Consider the following 21,650-nt stretch of genomic DNA (forward strand, 5'->3'; position numbering starts at 1 on the left):
AAAATCTTTTATGAAAAAAAATTTATCTTACGATGGCGGTTGTACCCGCCCTGGAAAATCCTCCTATCCCGAAGGGGCCTTTAGGAAGATTTTTCTTCCGGCATTCATTTGCTGCTTTATCTTCTTAGCGGCCGCCCTGCAGGTAAAGGCACAAAACGCAGCCGTTAGCGGTGTTGTTACCGATGATAAAAGCGCCCCGCTTCCAGGCGTTAATGTGAGGGTAAAAGGCACAACTATCGGCGTAAGCACGGATGTAAACGGAAAATATACCCTCAACGTACCGGGCGGAAGCACGCTGGTATTTTCGTTTATCGGCTATACCGATCAGGAGGTAAACGTTGGCAACCGTACCAGTATTAATATCCAGCTCACCAATTCATCCGCCTCTCTTAACGAGGTGGTGGTTGTAGGATATGGTTCACAGCAGAAAAAGGACCTAACCGGCGCGGTATCTGTTGTGCGGGCCAGGGATATACAAAAGCGGCAGGCCACAACTGTTGCCGAAGCTTTGCAGGGACAGGCGTCGGGTATAAAAGTTCGTGGCGGAGGTCAGCCAGGTTCTGAAGCGCAGATACAGATCCGCGGTTTAAAAAACCTGGGACCCGATTCTAATCCCTTATACGTTATTGACGGATTAATAACAACCGCAAACCGCGATTTTAACCCCAGCGACATCGAATCTGTCCAGATATTAAAGGATGCCTCGGCAGCTGCTATTTATGGTTCAAGGGCTGCAAATGGCGTGGTTATTATTACCACCAAAAAGGGTAAGGACGGCCCTATGATGGTTAGCTTCACGGGCAAGTCGGGTGTACAAACCATACCGCGTTATGATTTAGCCGGAACGGACGAGTTTGCCAAATTGAACTTTATGGCTTATGATAATGCAAATGTGCCAAGACAAAAACTCGAGCTGCAAAATAACACCAACTGGCAGGATGTAGCCTATAGAACCGGTAATATTCAGGATTACAATGTCAGCTTTTCAGGCGGAAGCAAAAACGGAAGCTATTTTGTATCAGGAGGATATTTTACCAATAAAGGAACTGTTATCAGTACTGATTTTAATAGGATCAATTTCAGGGTAAATACGCAGGGACGCAAAGGGATATTCACCATTGGTGAAAACCTGGCCATCAGCAGGGCTAAGGCAAATGAAATGTCAGGTAATCCTATTATTGATGTGATACGCCTGCTACCTACTATACCGGTATATAATCCGGCCAATCCGGGTGGTTATGGTTATGGCGATGAATCAAAGGCACGTACGTTTGGTACCAATCCGGTGGCAATAGCCGATCTGGAAGACCGTACAAACCAGAATATGCGTATTCGTGGTAATTTTTTTAGTGAATTACAAATACTACCCTACTTAAAATACCGGTTAAACCTGGGTGTTGAAACAAGTGATGATCATTACAAGTATTTCAGAAAAGAAGGTAACTGGACACTTAATCAGGCTTACGATCCGTCTATTGCCAACGAGAACAGGGCCGAATACGTTTCGGGTTTGATTGAAAATACGCTAACCTTCAATAAAACTTTCGGAAAGCACGTTGTAAATGCAGTTGGCGGGCAGTCGTATCAGCGTACCAACTATGAACTTATTGGTGGTACCAAGCGTAATTTATTATATAATCCCAATACCAAGCAATATTATGATGTGTTAGATCAGGGTAATTCGGCTTTAACAAACGGTTACCGGGAACGTACAGACCTGATATCATACTTCGGACGGGTGGAATACAGCTTTGATGATAAATACCTGTTAAATGGTGTTATACGTACAGATGGTTCTTCCAAATTTGGCCCGAGTTATAAGTTTGGTACTTTTCCGTCCATTTCCGGTGCATGGCGTATCAGTAAAGAAGATTTCTTTAAATCATCATGGATCAATGATCTGAAGTTAAGGGCAAGCTATGGTACTGTAGGTAGCAACAATATTGGCGCTTATGAATACCAGGCCGTAGTAAATACTTTCTCAACAGTTGTTTTCGGTCCCGATCAAACTACCCAGCAAGGCGCCACGCAGGTACAACTGGCCAATAATGATTTGCGCTGGGAAAAACTGATACAACAGAACTATGGCTTTGATGCTACATTTTTAAACAGCAAATTAACGGTAACTGCCGAATATTTTATTGCCAAAACAGAGGATGTGTTAATCAGATACCCTTTGCTTTATACTACAGGCAATGATGGTGGCAACCCGCAGGTAAATGGTATCACACTGGGTAACCGCGGGTTTGAATTAAGCGCTAATTACCGTGAAAGCTCTAAACCGTTTCAATATGGCATTGGTGTTAATTTCACCACACTGAGGAATAAAGTGCTTAATTTAGGTTATAACAAAAACAAAACCTATGTAGGCAACACCGTTACAGAAGAGGGCGAGCCAATTGGTATGTGGTATGTATTGCAAACCGATGGCTTGTTTCAAAGCCAGGCAGAAGTTGATAATTATAAAAACAGCAACGGTACTATCATACAGCCAACTGCTAAACCTGGCGATGTCAGGTTTAAGGATAATAATGGTGACGGACAGATCACTAATGATGATAAAGTGGTGGTTGGCAGCCCATGGCCAAAGTATGAGCTTGGACTTAACTTAAATGCATCCTATAAAGGATTTGAATTTTCAATGGATTGGTTTGCTTCGGTTGGTGCAAAGGTATTTAACGGCCCACGCAGCGTAACCGACAGGTTTGATGATAACTCAAACTACAGGGCAGGAATTCAGCCATGGACACCCGAAAATCCAAATACTACTACTCCAAGAGCCTATTACGGCACTACGCTAAATTCAAGAGGTGATTCTGATAGGTGGTTAGAGAGCGGAAGTTTCGCACGCATGAAATATATTGGTATAACCTACAATCTGCCATCTTCCATAGCAAAACGAATAGGCATGGCTAATGCACAGCTGACAGTTTCTGCGCAAAATCTGATCACTATAACTAAATACACAGGTCTTGATCCGGAATTTAGTAATACGAGCGTATGGGAAAAAGGGTACGATTACGGTGCATTCCCTAATCTTAAAACATATTCCGTGGGTTTAAATTTCGGATTTTAACAAAACAGCATCATGAAAAATAATATATTAAAAATAACCTTATTGCTTGTATTGAGTGTTGCTACGTCATGTAAAAAGCAACTGCTTGATCAGGCCAATCCAAATACTTTACCGGTTTCTCAATTCTGGCTTTCAGAAAGCGATGCGGAAAAAGGTGTGAACGCCATATATCACATGTTTTATCAAAACGGAGGATTTAATCGCTGGATCTATTTCAGGCTTGATCTTACGTCGGATGAAGGCTTTAGTAAAAGCCCCTGGTTAGAGCTGGGCGACTGGACACGTTTTCAATACATCAACTATGATTTTTGGGAAGGTAATGTGAACACTTTCCGTGATGTATATAAAGCCATTTACCGGTGTAATCAGGTGCTGGCCAACGTGCCTAAAATTGAATTTGCCGATGCCAAGAAAAAAGAAGAGCTGTTGGGACAAGCCAAATTTTTACGTGGCTTTTATTACTACTACGCGGCTATTTTATGGGAAAACGTACCTGTTGTTTTAACGCCGCAAACACCAACGGATATGCCTGCACAGGCTACTTTACCACAGGTTTGGGCACAGGTAGAAAAAGACCTTACCGAAGCAAGCACCGCGTTGCCCGAACAATACACCGGCGTTAATATTGGCCGTGCAACTAAGGGCGCCGCGCTGGCAATGTTAGGGAAGACCTATATGCAGCAGCATAAATGGTCCGAAGCAAAAACCGCTTTTGATTACCTGGTAACCGGGGCCGGAAAAAGTTACTATGACCTGGTAGACTTTAAAGAAAACTTCCGGGCTACTATGGAAAACAATAAAGAATCTGTTTTTGAGATCCAGTTTTCCAACGCCAATCAAACTGCGGAAGGCGATGGACCGAGTTCAAATATGGGTACCAACCGGACTCAGTTCTTTGCTCCACGAAGCATAGGATGGTCTGACGGACAGGCACGTAACTGGATGGTTACTGAGTTTAAAAAGGAAAAAACAATCGATAATAAAATCGATCCGCGCCTGCGCTACACCTTGTTCTATCCGCAGCTTGAGGCTGATTTTGGTGATAAGATTTATGGCCGCAGCTGGCAGTGGGATGCCGACGAAGCCTGGTTTAAAAAGTATTCACGCGATTATTATCGTACTAATGAGGATTATTATAACGAAGTTAACAACCGGGTAATACGTTATGCTGATGTATTACTAATGTATGCCGAAGTGCAGAACGAATTAGGGCAAACCTCAGACGCTTATCAGTATGTGAACCGGGTAAGGGCGCGCTCAAATATGAGACCGCTTGCTACCGCATATCCGGCAATTGGTAATGATAAAACCCTCTTTCGCGATCGTTTAAAAATGGAGCGGGAACTGGAGCTTTGTGGTGAAAGCGTGCGCTGGGCCGACTTAAAACGCTGGGGCGATCTGGATAACCAGGCGGCTGTTGATAAGGTAGCAGAACGCGATCCCGACTTTAAAAACTTTGTCGTAGGCAAAAATATCAGGTTGCCATTACCACAGGTTGAGGTGCGAAACAACACCAATCTTCACCAAAATCCAAACTATTAATCATTAAACAAAGCCGGGACATGGGACATGCATCACTCATCTTCCCGGCTTTTAATAACCGCTGATAGTTGCTATGCACCTATAGCAAAATATAGCTGGTTTTATACCTATGAAAAAGAAACATCTTTTACCAATATGTCTGCTGGTTTCGCTTTGCATGGCATGCTCCAAAAAAGAAGGGGCAAAAACGCCGGTTGTACCGCCGCCGGCTATCGCAAAAGATGAATATATTAACCCGGTGTTCACGCCAATATTAGCAGACCCATCTGTTATAAAAGCCCCTGGCACAAACGCCTTTTATGCCTACGGTACAGAGGACGACTGGGGAGATGGTCACGGCACGCACCTCATTGCCGTGGTAAAATCAACAAACCTTACCTCATGGAATTACCTTAATGATGCTTTTGTTACCAAACCCAATTGGAAAGCAAATGGATTTATCTGGGCGCCCGATGTAAATTATATCGATGGTAAATACTACATGTATTACGCTTATTCTATCTGGGCCGACCCAAACCCGGGTATTGGGCTGGCCATCGCCGATAAACCGGAGGGGCCTTTCTCAGACCAGGGTAAGATGTTCCTGTCGTCAGAGATAGGGGTAGCCAATGCCATCGACCCTTTTTATATAAACGACGGTAACAAAAAGTACCTTTTCTTTGGTAGCTATAGCTCGGCTGCCAATAACGGCACCTGGGGCGTCGAACTTTCGGCTGATGGTAAATCAGTACCCGATTTTACAAAAAAGATCAATGTAGCTGCGGGGGATTTTGAGGGCGTAATGATACATAAAAGGGGGATCTATTACTACTTCTTTGGCTCAAAAAACAATTGCTGCGATGGCGCGGCAAGTGTTTACCAGGTAAGAGTGGGGCGCTCAATCAATTTAATGGGACCCTACCTGGATAAAGATGGCCATGACTTAAAAACCAGAGGTAACGGAACTTTGCTTATTGAACGTAATACCCGATATGCCGGGCCGGGCCATAATGCCCGCCTCATGCAGGACGATGCCGGTACCGATTGGTTTTTATATCATGCTATTGACAGGGGCAACCCGCTTGTATCAAGCGGCGCCAACCGCAGGGCTTTAATGCTTGATAAACTAACCTGGAATAACGACTGGCCCGAAATTAAAGGTGGTACCCCATCAATTTCGGCACAAAAAGCCCCTGTTTTTAATGACCACTAAACACTTATTACAAGGCACTCAATAACAAACAATTATTATGAAACTACGAATTTTATTTTTATCGCTATGGTGCATCGTATTGCTTGCATCTTGTACTCAAAAATCTATAAAAACAACTAATAGCCGCGCGATTTGGAGCAAAGAACAGGCAAAGGACTGGTATGATCAGCAACCATGGATAGTAGGTGCCAACTTTTTGCCAAGCACAGCCATTAACCAGCTTGAAATGTGGCAGGCCGATACTTTTGATACGCTTACTATTGATAAAGAACTGGGCCTTGCACAAGGTTTAGGCATGAATACCATGCGTGTGTTTTTACATGATCTGGCATTTGAACAAGATTCGGCAGGTTTCCTTACACGGGTTGATACCTTTTTGACTATAGCCGATAAACATAAAATAAAACCATTACTGGTGATATTTGATTCCTGCTGGGACCCATTCCCGCACACAGGAAAGCAACGCGCGCCCAAGCCTTTCGTTCATAATTCCGGTTGGGTGCAAAGCCCTGGTCAAAATGCATTAAAAGATTCTACACAATACCCAAGGCTTGAACATTATGTAAAAACCGTGGTATCGCATTTTGCTAAAGACAGCCGCATACTCGGCTGGGATGTTTGGAATGAGCCTGATAACATGACGGGTGCATCTTATCAAAAGGTGGAGCTGCCTAATAAAGTAGATTACGTAGTCCCACTTTTAAAGAAAACATTTGAGTGGGTACGCTCGGCAAATCCTTCACAATTTGCCACTTCGGGCATTTGGGCCGGCGACTGGAGCGATTCGGCTAAAATGAAACCTATTGAGAAATTACAGTTAACACAGTCAGACATTATCACCTTTCATAATTATGATAGTGTTGGCGTATTTGAAAACCGCATAAAGTTATTGCAGCGCTATGGTAAGCCGTTAATTTGCACAGAATATATGGCCAGGCCAAATGGCAGCACCTTTGCAACCTTTTTACCCGTCGCAAAAAAGTACCGGATAGGTATGTATAATTGGGGCTTTGTAAACGGCAAATCGCAAACCATATTCCCATGGGATAGTTGGACAAAAACCTATACAGCCGCCCCGCCGCTATGGTTCCATGATATTTTTAATACCGATGGCACACCTTATAAAACGGAAGAAACGGACCTGATCCGTAAAATGACCGCCGAAGTAAACGGAAAGAATTAATCAGAAGTTGATAAATAAGATCTATTCGTCTATCTATGAAAAATTTGCTAACGATTTTGTTTTTAGGATGCAGTGGCATAGTATGCGCGCAGTTAAAATCAATAGATTCTGTAAAATGGGGGCAAACAGTTGTGGTCAATAACGTCCCAGTTTTTGATGATGCTGGTAAGGTGCCCGAAGCTGGTGGAACGCCGGGCCGCCATCACGGGCGGTATGGTTCGCAATACGCACGGCTGCTTAAGCTCAAAGATGGCAACTGGCTTGCAGGATATACCATATCGAACAATAATGGTTATAAAAATGATCCAAAGGGTGGGCTCCAGCTGGAAGTTTCGGTGAGTACCGATAACTGCCGAACCTGGAAAAAGTTAGGCGCTATTGTTGATCCGGGCAGGGATCTTGATAATGCACAGCTTATTGAACTGTCCGATGGGGCCATATTACTGGCCTGTCGTTCTGTACGCTGGCAGGAGTCGTATATATTGCCTGTTTACAAAAGCACCGATAAGGGCAAAACCTGGAAACGCATCAGTATTATCGATGAAAATCAAGGCGCCCCGGGCGATTTGGGTAAGCCTGATAAAGGTATTTATGAGCCGCATTTTTATTTTCTGGGTGACGGGAAGCTGTCAGTAATGTATGCCAACGAAAAACATGTAACCGAAAATCCATCCTACAGCCAAATTATCTCACAGAAAATATCGCCGGATATGGGTAAAACCTGGGGCAGGGAGATCTGGGTAGCGTACCAACCCATGCATAACGCGTCCCGGCCCGGTATGTCTGTATGGACGAAGATGAAAAATGGTAAATATATTGTAGTATACGAGATATGTGGGCCCGAATCCTGTAACATTTATTGCAAAACCAGCGACGACGGGATAACCTGGCCCACTGGTTTAGGCCAACAAATAGCAGATCAGTTGGGTGGCCCATATATCCTATCTTTAAAAAATGGCACCCTGGTGGTAACATCCAACAAAAGTAATATTTCGGTAAGTACCGATTTTGGGGCAACCTGGAAAACGATCAACCCGGCATGGCCCAAAACCTTGTGGCCGTCGGTTTACCAAACCGGCGATAACGAGATTGGAGTAGTAAACTCCGCTCCGCGGACCGAAGGGGGCAATAACATACAAATACGTTTTGGGAAAGTGGAATAACCTTAAAAATATCATCAGGTGAAAAAACTATTAATAATTTTTTGCCGTGTTTTATCAGTATTAGCTTCGTCGGCATTCACCAACAGTTTTCCTGGTGCAAACGTCAAAAAACATTATTATCAACAAAATCCAAATTATCAACAAATCCAATACTCATTTAAACACTCATCAAAACGATCGGATCATTTTTAAACGCTTTAACAAATATCCGGTATTAATAAGTCAGGCGGCATACGATTAACGTATATCTTCGCAGAGATAACCTGGTTACCATAGTTCCCCATAACCGTAATAACGGTCTTATAAACTTTAGTGTTATTTTTTTTAAGTGTTTATTTAACAATAAAAAAATAACCTATCTTAGATTTTAAAAATTAACCAAATAATAAGCCATGCTAAAAAGATTTTTTTTAGTGCTGTTTACTGCCGGTGCTTTTACCGCGGTACATGCGCAAACACAGTATACTATAACTGCTGATAAGGTGAAGGCCCACATTCAGCCTACCATGTATGGGATATTTTTTGAGGATATAAATCTTGCTGCCGATGGCGGTGTATATGCAGAGCTTGTAAAAAACCGTTCGTTTGAGTTTAACATGCCCCTGATGGGATGGAAGGAGCAAAAAAGGGATGGTGGTGATGGCCGTACAGAGGTAATTAACCGTGCCGTTGAACGGCCGGAGAATGCTCACTTTATAAAAAGTTATATCACAACCGATGCCGGTTTTTATGGTTTCTCGAACGAGGGTTTCCGCGGAGGGATGGGTGTTAAGGAAGGCGAGGAATACAGCTTTTCGGTGATCGCTAAGCAGGACGGAGATACCAATGTAAAACTGAATGTTGAACTGCATGGTGACAATGATGTTATTATAGGTAAAGCTGAACTTACCCCAACCGATAAGGAATGGAACCATTACAGCTTGAAATTTAAATCAAGTGCTACTACGCCAAACGCACAATTATATGTTTGGATGAGCGGCAAGGGTATCATCGACCTCGATATGATCTCCCTGTTCCCAGAGCATACCTGGAAAAATCGTCCGGGTGGTTTACGTGCCGATCTAGTACAGAAGCTGGCCGATCTTAAACCTGGTTTTCTACGTTTCCCCGGAGGCTGTATTGTGGAGGGCCGCGATTTAAGCAACCGTTATCAGTGGAAAAAAACCATAGGTGCGGTTGACAAACGCGAGAATATCATTAACCGCTGGAATACCGAATTTAAGCACCGCCCCACGCCTGATTACTATCAAACTTTCGGACTGGGTTTTATGGAATATTTCATGACAGCCGAAGATATCGGAGCTTCGCCTCTGCCAATTCTGAATTGCGGTATGGCCTGTGAGTTTAACACCGGCGAGCTTGTACCGTTAGATAAACTTGACCCTTATGTACAGGACGCGCTTGACCTGATTGAGTTTGCCAATGGCAATGCCAGCACCAAATGGGGCAAGCTGCGTACGGATCTTGGCCATCCGGCACCTTTTAATTTAAAAATGATAGGTGTTGGTAACGAGCAATGGGGTCCGCAATATATTGACCGCTGGAAAATTTTTACCAAAGCTATCAAAACTAAATACCCGGATATCAAGATCGTATCTGCCCTGGGGCCGTCGCCTGAAGGCAAGGAATTTGATCTGCTAAATAAAACATTCCGCAGTTTAGGAGCTGATATTTTAGATGAGCATTACTATGCGCCGGCAAAATGGTTTAGGGATAATGCCCGCCGTTATGATAATTATGACCGTAAAGGGCCTAAGATATTCGCCGGTGAGTATGCTGCACAGAGCAAATCAACCGTGAGCCCGCAAAATAAAAACAATTGGGAGTGCGCCCTTTCTGAGGCAGCTTTCATGACCGGTTTGGAGCGTAATGCTGATGTGGTGAACATGGCTTCATATGCACCGCTTTTTGCTCATGTGGAGGGTTGGCAGTGGACACCAAACCTTATCTGGTTTGATAACCTGAAAAGCTATGCTACGCCAAATTACTATGTGCAGCAATTATTTTCCCTTAATAAAGGCACCGATGTGGTTCCGCTTACCTTGAACAACGAAGCCGTAGCCGGGCAAAATGATAGCTATGCGACTGCGAGTTTAGACAAGAATACCAACGAACTGGTGATCAAATTTGTGAATACCAGCACATCGGCACAAAACGTGAGCTTTAAAATTACAGGTTCAAAAGGTTATCAAAAACAAGCTACTGTTACAACGCTAAAAGCTGATAGCAAAGACGCTGAAAATTCATTGACCGCGCCTACAACAGTTAGCCCTGTTGAAAGTACCGTTGACATTTCGGGCAATACCCTGAAGCTTGCTGTTGAACCATATGCGTTTAAAGTAGTAAGGCTTAAAAATAAATAAATTGAAAAAAATCTTTCTGATCATATCCTTATTGTTCCCGGGCATTATCAGCAATGCCCAGGAGCTAAGGACTAATATATCGGTGCATGACCCGGTAATGACCCGACAGGATAGTACTTATTATATCTTTGTACGGGTAATGGGATTGCAATGTGTTCGCCGGCTGATAGGGTACTGGAAGGCTGAAAAACCGGTATTTGCAACGGCCCCGCAATGGGCTGTTGATGGCATCCCCGGTTTTAAAGGTCACATTTGGGTTCCGAAAGCAGGATGGAGCAGGACGCTTAAAAAGATTTCATATTATACATTTACTAAAAGTGCAATATCTGAACATTGTACTAATTGCCAATTATTACAGCTGGTTATTTCCAATAAGTTGTTGTTAGTGCTTTTGTATTAATAACTGACATGTGATTATGTTATGATTGGTACTGGTAATTCAGGAATAATGTAAATGTGAGTATAAATGCATTTTGATAACGAAAAAACATTATTAGTAGAGGTAGCTCAAAATAATCCAGCCGCTTTTGAATTGCTGTTTAAACAATATCACAATAAAGTTTATAGTTATTCGATAAAAATTTGCCAATCGGCTTTGCAAGCAGAGGAAATAGTACAGGATGTATTTATAAAGGTTTGGATTAATAGGGCCAGCCTACCCAATATTGAAAACTTTGGTGCTTACATCCGTATTATGGCGCGTAACCAGGTACTACAGGTTTTAAAACGTATCGCGTTAGAAACCCGCTGCCATGCCTTAATGAACCAGGATTGGACAGAACAACAGAAAGAAACCGAAAATTATATCTATTACAACGACACAAGGAAAATACTGGATAGGGCCTTGAGCACATTGCCCCCTCAACAAAGGTTAATTTATAACATGTGTCATTTGCAGGGAATGAAACAGCAGGAGGTGGCCAATCAATTGCATATTTCGCGCCTTACGGTTAAAGCACATTTGCGTCGGGCCGTACAAACCGTACGAAGTATTGTACTTGTAGATTCCCATATATTGGTAGCCATCATTCTCAGTCAACTGTTTAAGAAATAAAAATAATTTCATTTTTTATTTTCCCGACTACTCCCTTTTTGCCGCCCGTTAATCATACTATAAATAGTTAATCAGCAACAATAATGTGGCTTTAATTAACTGTTCATTTTAATTTATGCAAAACAGGCGGCTGGAGTATTTATTCCAAAAATATATCAACAAAAACTGCACTCACGAAGAGTATATAGAATTAATGCTGCTGATAGATCAGTGTGATGAAAGTGTGCTTCGGGGTATGCTTGATAAAGCCTATGACAATCTGCCTGACGAACATTTATCCAAACATGCCGCAGGTAAAATCCTAAAAAACATAGTACAAACCAAAGTCGACCGGAAACACTTTTGGCCGCCGGCAAAATGGACCATAATAGCGGCTTCCATCACTATTATCTGCGCCATCAGCATCATTTATAAATCATATAAGCATGAGGCACCTGCAATAGCAATAACCCGCTCGCAATTATTAAATGATCACCAGCTTATTAAGTTTAGTGATGGGAGCTCAGTAACATTAAATAAATACAGCTATGTAAAGTACCCCAGAAAATTTAATGGATCAACAAGGGAGGTATCGTTAATGGGAGAAGGGTATTTTGACATCAGGCATGATGCCGGCAAGCCATTCCTGGTACATGTTGGTAAATTGACTATTACAGTATTAGGTACCGCTTTTAATATTAACGCCACTCAAAAAAACATTGCAGTAACTGTAACGAGAGGGAAAGTATCGGTAAGCGAACACGGTAAAGTTTTAGGTGCTATCACGCCAAATCAGCAAATGAACTACAGCGTGATAAACCAAACAGCCCGGCAGGTTACGCTGAATGCAGAACAAGTTGTTAAGTGGCAATGTGACGATATGTTTTTTGATGATATTACCATGGAAAAAGCCGCTGATTTACTGGCAACTCGCTTCAATACCAAAATAGCATTCGACAATGAGCGTGTGAAACACTGCAGGCTTACCGGTACTTTCACGCACAGTGAAAGTTTGAAGGAAATTCTGAAAGTAATTTGTGCTTTTAATAATGCTACTTATGAGGAATCTCAGGGCGGGGGCATTTTAATTAAAGGCGGTGGCTGCTAAAAAAACTATTTATTAAACTAAAAGAAAGTAGAATGATGAGAGATTACCAAAAGAATTAACGAAAAAATCTCCCTGTATCACCAGGGAGATCAATGTAGGCATATTACGGCGCCAACCGTAAATATGCATGTTTCAATTAATTATTTGAGAACCAATTAAAACCAATCAAAATTATGATTTTTTCTGAAAAACCAACAGAAAAGGGGGAGGGCTATGTGCCACCTCCAAAATCCAACTGTAAAAAATATTATTTATTTCACCGGCTCATGCGGATAGGTTTATTAACAGGATTTTTTTTAGCAACAACTGTTCAGGTATTGCTGGCGGGGAATGTATCGGCGCAAAAAACCAATGAAGTTCAGATTAATTTTGAATTAAAAAATCAGTCAGTAGTTGCGGCATTCAAAAAGCTGGAAAAAGCGACCCCTTTCCATTTTGTTTATCGCGATCAGGAGGTTGATCAGATTAATTTGATCACTATTCCGGAAAAGGAAAGATCGGTTGATGAGATTTTGAACCTCCTGCTGAATAACTCACAGCTTACATATAAACAAATAGATAACAGCATTCTGATCCTGAAAAAAGGTTCATCGCAAACTGATCTTTTAAATGGAAGAGGTGAAAGTGAATTCCAGGTTATAGAGGTAACAGGCACGGTAACCAGCAGTGATAATTTACCATTGCCCGGAGTGAGCGTAAGAGAGAAGAATACCAATAACGGTACCGTAACAGATGTCAAAGGGCATTTCTCTATCAAGGCTCAAACGGATAACGCAGTGCTGGTATTTAGTTTTATCGGCTTCGTGACTCAGGAAGCACCGGTTAGAAATCAGCACATTTTGAAAATCATCCTGGCCGAAAACGCCTCAAAGCTAAATGAGGTAATTGTTGTAGGGTATGGTACGCAAAAAAAGGGTAATGTTACCGGGGCCATAGCCAAAATTACCGACAAGCAAATTGAAGAGCGCCCGATAACACGAATTGAGCAAGCTCTGCAAGGACAGCTGGCCGGTGTTACTGTACGTAGTACTTCGGGTTCTCCGGGTAGCGATATCACTGTTAATGTTCGTGGGGCTGCTTCGATATCCGGAAGTGCAACTCCCTTATATGTGGTTGATGGGGTGCCTCTTGATAATCTTTCGGGGATCAATCCTGCTGATATTGCTTCTATAGATGTATTAAAAGATGCTTCATCCGCCGCAATTTACGGCTCACGGGGATCAAACGGGGTTATATTGGTCACCACCAAACGTGGCAAACCAGGTAAACCGGTTTTGTCTGTATCTGCCTATACTGCATTAGCCTCGGCCGAAAGAAAAGTTCAGGTAATGACTTCAGACGAGTGGATTGATTTTAATAAAAAATGGCTTGACAGGATTTGGACGAACACAACCGGTTTAGGTGCCGATGTGAGCCAGGCCGACAGGATTGCTTACGCACAGAGTAAGACAGGGCTGACTTATGCTACCCGTAATGACCTGCTTGGTATCCGTGGAACCTATGGCATTTACGACCCCTATTGGAGCAACGGCGCCTTAGAGCCAATTAACTGGCAGGATGTGCTGCTCCGCAGGGCACCCGTTAATGATCTTCAGGTTAGCGCGTCGGGAGCTAATGACATTATAAATTATTCCGTGTCTGGCGGTGCTTACCGGCAGGATGGTATCGTGGTTGGATCTTCTTATAGACGATATTCCTTCCGGGCAAACCTCGAAGCGAAGTTAAGCGACCGCGTTAAGATAGGTTTGAGCTTGTCGCCCTCTATAGGTACAATCAAAGGTGCTAATGTAGACGGAAAAGACAACGCGGTATCCCGTGCTTTAAGTTACCCGGGCTGGGTTTTGGCCGGTACGGGTAAAATGGCTGGTGCCTCGCCATATAAATACTATGATGGCTGGGGACCGGGTGCAAATGTAGTTAGCCCTTATGTACTGGCCGTTTATAACGACAGGCTCAATAATGATGTAAGGCTCAATTCCGCATTTAATACTACGGTTAATATCATTAAGGGGTTAAATATTAACGGCCTCATCGGCTGGAACTATCGTGGTAATTCGCAGCGCACTTATAGCCCTACATGGATACAGGGAACCTGGGACTCGGCCACGCCCGGGCAGCTGTCAAGTTCCAGAAAAACAACGCTGGCGTCTAACAGCGTTCTGTTACAGGCAACGGCCAACTACACCAAAGACATCGGGAAACATTCCATAACTGCCTTATTGGGTGCATCGCAGGAAACCTATTCGGATGAGAGCACAGATCAGGGGCAAACCGGTTTCCCGAATGACAAAACCTATATTTTTGATATTACCCGTGGTACAACTACTACATCAAACACCATTACCGGTTCAAGCAACGCGCTGATCTCTTATTTTGGCAGGGTACAGTACAGTTATGATAATAAATACCTGTTTTCAGGCTCGCTTAGAACTGACGGCTCATCAAAATTTGGTCCGAACAATAGGTGGGGAATATTTCCTTCCCTGTCAGCCGGATGGGTTATGAGCGAAGAGCCCTTGCTGAAAAAGGTAGACTGGTTGGGTACCACCAAATTAAGGTTAAGCTGGGGACAGGCCGGGAACGACAGGATTGGCAACTCCGTGTTTTTATCAAATATGGCCGCACTTAATTATCCAACAGGCGATGCGCAAACGGTTACCAGTGGCTTCGTGGTTAGTAACATATCAAATTCAAAACTGCGTTGGGAAAAAACAACCAGTTATAACTTAGGATTGGATATCGGGCTTTTTCGCGATAGGGTTAGTTTATCAGCAGATGTTTATTATAAAAAGACAACGGATTTGTTACTGAACGCGCCGGTATCTTTAACCACGGGTTTTGCGAACATGTATAATAACGTAGGCAGTGTTGATAATAAAGGGTTTGAATTGGAGCTGAATACTGTAAACATCCAGGGCAAAAGCTTCCGGTGGAATACCTCTTTGAATTTCTTCATTAACCGCAATAAGATAACTTCCTTAACCAATGACAATGCTGATATTAAGCTGGGCCAGGGTAATACTATTATTCAACGGGTTGGATCTCCTATTAACTCCTATTACCTGTTAAAAGCTACCGGCGTATTGCGTGAGGCTGATTTTAATAAGGATGGTTCTGGTAATTATATCGCTAAAATACCAATTTACTCGGGCCAGAAACCAGGTGATACCAAATATTTTGACGCTAATAATGATGGTAAAATAGATGCCAGTGATTACATCGTTGCCGGAAATTACCAGCCCAATTTTGAATACGGAATCACCAATACTTTCAATTACAAAAACTGGGATTTGAGCATCCTGGTACAAGGACGGGTAGGTGGGGATTTACTTTCCATTGGTTCACGCGGATGGAACAGGGCCACCAATGATCCACGGTATAATTATATGGATAGCTGGTTAAAAGATGCTTATTGGTCAGAAGCAGAACCGGGCAACGGGAAAGTTCCTGCATTTTTCTCGGCAGTAACAAGCCAATATGATACCAATTGGATGTACAGTGCCAGTTATGTACGCATAAAGAACGTTACCCTTGGCTATAACCTGCCAGTATTAAAAAGCACGTTTAAAAGATTAAGGTTATATGCCTCATGCGACAACGTATTCCTTTGGGATAGCTATTATCCTGGATATTCGCCCGAGGGTGCCACACAGGATAATGCTTCAGCCGATTGGGGTTCTTATCCTTTGGCCAGGACATTCTCAGTCGGCTTAACCGCAACATTTTAAATCAAATATTTAAATCAAGAGAGATGAAAAAAAATAAAATATGTCTGGTTGTTTTGGTTTGTTCGGCATTGTGTATGCAGGCTTGCAAAAAAACTATAGATATAGCTCCCATAGAAAACAACACTTCAACTTCATTTTACGCTAATGAAATTGAAATAAAACAGGCGGTTATAGGTATTTATGCCCGGTTAGGAAGAAATGGCACTAATACCGATTTTGCCACAGATTATTTTTGGCTGGCCTCTGAAAACCGCTCAGACTTATTATACATAGCAGGAGAAACATCTGCCCAGAATGACCAGCTTGATCTGCGCAAGTATTTGACCACGCCAACATCAGGTACTGTATCTGCCATATTTGCCCGTTTGTACCAAATCATCAAAGAGGCTAATAACCTGTTATATTATACCAAGGAAGATCAATACCTGAGATATCGGGCCGAAGCCAGATTTTTAAGGGCCTATGCTTATACTGAATTGGTAAGGTCTTTTGGACCGGTTGCATTGGTTACCTCGCCAATTGAAAACGATAAAGCTGTTGCGTTACCCCGCGCACCGGTTACAGAAATCTACACGCAAATTATTGCTGATCTGCAGTACGCTGCAGCGAACCTGCAAAAAGTGTACAGTGGCTCAGAGGCTGGTAGGGTAGGAAGCCTGGCTGCCAACGCCTTATTGGGTGAGGTTTACATGACCATGGCCGGGTATCCATTAAATGATGCATCTGCTTATCCGAAAGCAGAGGCTGTATATGCCGGTATTATTAACGATGTAAGCGCCCGGTTTGGTCCGGTGTATGCGCAATTGTTTACCCTGGCCAATGAAAATAAATACGATCTGTTTTCTATCCAATTTGCATCAGGCGGATTAAATACAGGCTCAAGTTTAGCTGGCTTTATTACCAGTTCATCATCCTCAGGAACACCTTTTCCGGAGTGGATGTATTCAACTTATACCATGCAGGGACAAGATATGAGGGTTGATAGCGCTTTGGTAAAGGAAATGAAACAGAATAAAGACCTCCGTTTTTCGGCGAGTATTGATACGGGCTATTATAGCGCGCTTAGCACAGTTCCCACGCGCACTTTTGTTTTGAAAAACATCGTCACCAAGTTTTTGGAAAAAGACAATACCAATTCAACCATTAAAGCCTGGAACGATCAGCCCAGAAACTTTCCGATTATCCGCGATGCAGATGTGTACCTGTTATATGCGGAGGCATTAATTAAAAACGGTAAAGCTGGGGTAGCAAAACAGTATGTAGACAAGATCAGGACGAGAGCCGGCTTACCTGCGTTACCAGGCGACCCAACACTTGATGATATTAAAAAAGAAAGGAAATATGAGTTCATCGGCGAAGGAAAACGGTATTTTGACCTGGTTCGCTGGGGAGAAACCGATGCAGTAACTATACTGGCTGCTTCTGCGGCTCACTATCATTCTAAATTAAATGGACAATTGCCAACTAAACGAGACCTCTTACTGCCGATACCTCAAAATGAACTGAAAACTCGTTCAAACTGGGCTCAGAATTTTGGTTATTAATTTGAGAATCGTATTTACTTTGAAATGACGCATTATAAAAAACATCCTATGAGCCGCCGGTCCTTTCTGACAACTGCTGGCATCGCAGCGGCGGCTACCGCGTTCTATCCGAAAACTGCGCTCTATGCTAAAGCGGTTGCGGCTCATCCACCTACAAAAGGTGCTATCTCTTTAGCCGGTGTCTGGCGATTTGCGATGGACCGAACCGACGAAGGTGCCAATACTGGTTGGTTCAAAAAACCACTGGCGGCGGATGCTAGTATATCCTTGCCCGGCATCCTTCAAACCCAGGGGTTTGGCGACGAGATCACCGCCGATACGAAATTTGTAGCAGCCCTCCCCCGCGACATGCGCTGGTATTTGTTGCCGCAATACAAGCCTTACACAGTGCCAGGTAACGTCCAGGTACCCTATCTCTCGCAACCCGTGCGTCATTATCTGGGTGTTGCCTGGTATCAACGGGATATCGATATTCCAAATGGATGGACGGGAAAACGCATTGAGTTGTTTCTTGAGCGAACGCGTTGGCAAACAGATGTTTATCTTGATGGCCAATTGATCGGAAGCAATCGTTCACTCGTGGCCCCGCATGAATTTGATCTGGGTATTCAAAAGCCGGGACAGCATCGTTTAACGATCCGGATTGACAACCGTATGCTGACGCCGGCTTATCGTCCCGATGGTCATGGGGTCTCCGATGGCGAAGGATCAACCTGGAACGGAATCGTAGGCCGGATTGAATTGTCGGCAACTTCCCTCGTTTGGATCAACGATGCCCAGGTGTTCCCTAACCTTGCCGCCAAGTCGGCACAGGTTCGCGTTTCAATCAGCAATCTGTCTGGCAAGGCCGGCACGGGCACCCTTTCCGCAGGGGCGGTGTCCGTGCAGGTTTCATGGGATGAGACCGGTGGCAAGGCGCTTATCGACGTGCCCATGCCCGCTGCAGGTCCGTGGTCGGAGTTCACACCAGAACTCCAGCAACTGCCGCTGACTCTTCGCGGGGGACTGGCCGACCATGACCTGAAGGTTACGTTTGGCATGCGTGAAATTAAGGTCGACGGGAACCGCATTTTGCTGAATGGAGAGCAACTCTACCTGCGGGCCACACATGATGGCGGCGGATTTCCTTTAACCGGCTATCCCGCAACAGATGTTGCCACGTGGAGAAAGATCATCGGCACCTGCAAGTCTTGGGGGCTGAACGGCATGCGCTTCCATTCCTGGTGTCCTCCAGAAGCGGCCTTTATCGCCGGCGATGAGCTGGGTTTCTATTTTCAGCCGGAATGCGGGATGTGGAATGCGTTCGACAGAGACGGCAAAATGCTCGCGGTGCTCAATGATGAAACCGAGCGTTTGCTGAAGGCCTATGGTAATCACCCGTCATTCGTCATGCTTGGCGCAACCAATGAGCCGGCTGGTGCTTACTCCCAGCAGCTCCCTCTATGGGACAAGGCCTGGAGGCAAGCTGATTCCCGGCGCCTTTACACCGATGGTACCGGTCGATGGGCCGTGCAGCCGGCCGGGCCGGGTACAGCCTTCGCCGCAGACTATCTTGTTACCGGCTCCGAGGCGCGCGGCCCCAGGTGCTGGTTCGGGTTAGATTACGAAGAGGGCTTGAAAAAGATAAGATCGGGCGCAACCATTCCTTGCATCGGGCACGAGATTGGTCAATACTGCGCATATCCGGATTTTGGAATTATCGAAAAATTCAAAGGGAAGCAGGCTAATTATAGCGCATTCCCAAAAGGAATCGACTCCGGCAAGGTGCCTTATATGCACCCGGGCAACTACATCATCATGCGGGATGGTGCCCGAACACATGGTATTCTCGCGCGGAACAAGCAACTCGCTCATGCTTCCGGCCGTTTCCAGGTCGCCTGTTACAAGGAAGAAATCGAAGCCCTGCTGCGCACTCCATCCTATTCCGGATATCAGCTGCTAGACCTGCATGACTATCTTGGCCAGGGTGGTGCGCTCATCGGCATGCTTGACGCTTTCTGGGAAGAAAAGGGATATGTTACCGCTGAACAGTTCAGCCGCTTCAATAATGCAACAGTTCCGTTGATCCGCCTGAAAGATCGCGTCTTTACTACCGATCAAAGCCTCACGGCGAGTGCTGAGGTAGCGCATTTCGGGCCTAAGACGCTTACTGCGGTTAAGCCCACGTGGCGGATTGTCGACAACAGCGGAAAATCCGTCATGACAGGCAGCCTTCCCACCCGTGACGTGACGCGTGGCAATGGTCAGGAACTGGGAACCATCTCGGCATCTCTTTCCAAGCTTTCCGCGCCAGCCTCTTATTCGCTCATTCTTGATCTTGCAGGCACCGGCTTCAGCAATCGCTGGTCCTTTTGGCTCTACCCGCCGGCGGCCAAAACCGAAGTTCCTTCGGACGTTCTGGTTTCGAGCTTCTGGGAAGAGGCGAAAGCACGCCTGAACAATGGGGGTAAGGTTCTGTTCCTATCAGGTGTGCCTGAAAATCCGTCTCGTGATCTATCTCTAACCACTACTCCAATCTTCTGGAATCGATTGATGAACCCGAGCCGGACATGGATGCTTGGACTTCTGAATGCTTCGGACCACGGGGCTCTTGCTGGATTTCCCACTGAAAACTGTTGCGACTGGCAATGGGTTAATTTGCTTCCGAAGACTATCGCGATGAATATGGAAGCCCTTTCTCCCACGTTAACCTCCGTGGTCCAACCGATCGACGACTGGAACCGGAATCTGCGGCTTTCTATGCTTTTCGAATGTAAGGTCGGTACCGGCAGGCTGATGGTCACGTCTTTCAATCTTTCGGATGAAGGAATTGAAGAGCAGCCTGCGGCCGCCTCGTTACGGAAATCAGTGCTTGACTACATGGCTTCGCCCATATTTAAGCCAGAAAATGTGGTTTCAATGCGTGAATTCGAGAGCTGGGTGCCTACGCGTTATGTAGCACCCGTCATTCTGAACTCGCCTCCTGCGACACATGACGTTGCCGATCCAGGACAGTTGAAAGGGTGAAGTGCCTATATATCTTCGGTTAGCTCACGATAGGGCCGGTGAACCAAAATCCGGGAGGAATAAGTACGACGCCACCACCGGTTTCACTATACGTGTTGATAGCAGCATTGATGTTTTGTGTATTAAGTGTAAATCCGTTTGCTTTGGCACCAAATTTTTCAATGTTAATGGTGTCTGTTTTAAAGGATGGAAGTTCAGCGCTCGGTAAATGCCGGCAGGAGTAAACATTAGTGCTTTTTTGCCCGTTCGCTTCTAAGCCTAAGCAAAATAATAGAATCACTAATAAGTTCAGTTTTTTGAAATGCATGTTATCAGGTATTTGTTTAATCCATCCTATACGGGTGATATTAAATAACCAACATAATCGGCTTTTTTAAAGCTGGATGAGTTGCTTTTGAGCTGATATATTCATTATTTTCTGGTAAGCTGCCAGGTTCCAGTTCGGCGGTGTACAAGATTTTTAATTCTGATGAAATATTTTATGAAACCGATTGTATTTGTTTAGTAATTTTCAATGCTTTTATCAATGAGATTTGATCGATAGCTTAGTTTTTTACTCATTCAATTTTTTTATTTTCATCTCTTGCTAATAGTCTAATTGCCTTTCAAAACCTCCAATAGCTGTTATTTGTGCTGTATCTTTAGCTAAAATAACAGCTATTGTAAATAATTACGCTCAGTTTTTTTAACGATTATACTGGTTCTATCCTTA

General features: G+C 44.1%; 13 protein-coding genes. 12 read left to right on the forward strand and 1 reads right to left on the reverse strand.

Going from position 1 to position 21,650, the window contains the following annotated elements:
• Positions 1-10 precede the first annotated feature (10 nt).
• From SNE25_RS06800 to SNE25_RS06855, 12 genes are all read left to right on the forward strand, one after another.
• Positions 11-3,076, forward strand: a complete 3,066-nt coding sequence (locus SNE25_RS06800) for a SusC/RagA family TonB-linked outer membrane protein (protein WP_321564341.1) — start codon at positions 11-13, stop codon at positions 3,074-3,076.
• A 12-nt stretch (positions 3,077-3,088) separates the two neighbouring features.
• Entirely contained in the window at positions 3,089-4,618 is a 1,530-nt protein-coding gene (locus SNE25_RS06805; RefSeq protein WP_321564342.1) for a RagB/SusD family nutrient uptake outer membrane protein, read from the forward strand.
• Between the two features lie 109 nt (positions 4,619-4,727).
• Positions 4,728-5,810 (forward strand): family 43 glycosylhydrolase, encoded by a 1,083-nt coding sequence (locus SNE25_RS06810; RefSeq protein ID WP_321564343.1) that lies wholly within the window; start codon positions 4,728-4,730, stop codon positions 5,808-5,810.
• A 37-nt stretch (positions 5,811-5,847) separates the two neighbouring features.
• Complete coding sequence (locus SNE25_RS06815; RefSeq protein WP_321564344.1) at positions 5,848-6,993, forward strand: glycoside hydrolase 5 family protein; 1,146 nt, start codon at positions 5,848-5,850, stop codon at positions 6,991-6,993.
• 35 nt (positions 6,994-7,028) lie between these two features.
• Positions 7,029-8,156: a sialidase family protein gene (locus tag SNE25_RS06820; protein WP_321564345.1), complete on the forward strand. Its 1,128-nt coding sequence runs from the start codon at positions 7,029-7,031 to the stop codon at positions 8,154-8,156.
• A gap of 392 nt (positions 8,157-8,548) precedes the next feature.
• The gene (locus SNE25_RS06825; protein ID WP_321564346.1) at positions 8,549-10,519 is read left to right on the forward strand and encodes an alpha-L-arabinofuranosidase C-terminal domain-containing protein; all 1,971 of its coding nucleotides are present in this window, start codon (positions 8,549-8,551) and stop codon (positions 10,517-10,519) included.
• A gap of 1 nt (position 10,520) precedes the next feature.
• Positions 10,521-10,919 (forward strand): glycoside hydrolase family protein, encoded by a 399-nt coding sequence (locus SNE25_RS06830; protein WP_321564347.1) that lies wholly within the window; start codon positions 10,521-10,523, stop codon positions 10,917-10,919.
• 66 nt (positions 10,920-10,985) lie between these two features.
• On the forward strand, positions 10,986-11,573 hold the full coding sequence (locus tag SNE25_RS06835; RefSeq protein ID WP_321564348.1) for an RNA polymerase sigma factor: 588 nt from the start codon (positions 10,986-10,988) through the stop codon (positions 11,571-11,573).
• Between the two features lie 115 nt (positions 11,574-11,688).
• Positions 11,689-12,660, forward strand: coding sequence for a FecR family protein (locus SNE25_RS06840; protein WP_321564349.1), 972 nt, complete (start codon positions 11,689-11,691; stop codon positions 12,658-12,660).
• 173 nt (positions 12,661-12,833) lie between these two features.
• Entirely contained in the window at positions 12,834-16,388 is a 3,555-nt protein-coding gene (locus SNE25_RS06845) for a SusC/RagA family TonB-linked outer membrane protein (RefSeq protein ID WP_321564350.1), read from the forward strand.
• Positions 16,389-16,411: 23 nt separating this feature from the next.
• Positions 16,412-17,932, forward strand: a complete 1,521-nt coding sequence (locus tag SNE25_RS06850) for a RagB/SusD family nutrient uptake outer membrane protein (RefSeq protein ID WP_321564351.1) — start codon at positions 16,412-16,414, stop codon at positions 17,930-17,932.
• Between the two features lie 24 nt (positions 17,933-17,956).
• Complete coding sequence (locus tag SNE25_RS06855; RefSeq protein ID WP_321564352.1) at positions 17,957-20,938, forward strand: sugar-binding domain-containing protein; 2,982 nt, start codon at positions 17,957-17,959, stop codon at positions 20,936-20,938.
• Between the two features lie 19 nt (positions 20,939-20,957).
• On the opposite strand, the gene SNE25_RS06860 is transcribed toward SNE25_RS06855, so the two are convergent.
• Positions 20,958-21,245 carry a hypothetical protein gene (locus SNE25_RS06860; protein ID WP_321564353.1) on the reverse strand — a complete coding sequence of 96 codons (288 nt, stop codon included), beginning with the start codon at positions 21,243-21,245 and terminating at the stop codon, positions 20,958-20,960.
• Positions 21,246-21,650: the final 405 nt, after the last annotated feature.

Source organism: Mucilaginibacter sabulilitoris (assembly GCF_034262375.1).
Taxonomy (GTDB): domain Bacteria; phylum Bacteroidota; class Bacteroidia; order Sphingobacteriales; family Sphingobacteriaceae; genus Mucilaginibacter; species Mucilaginibacter sabulilitoris.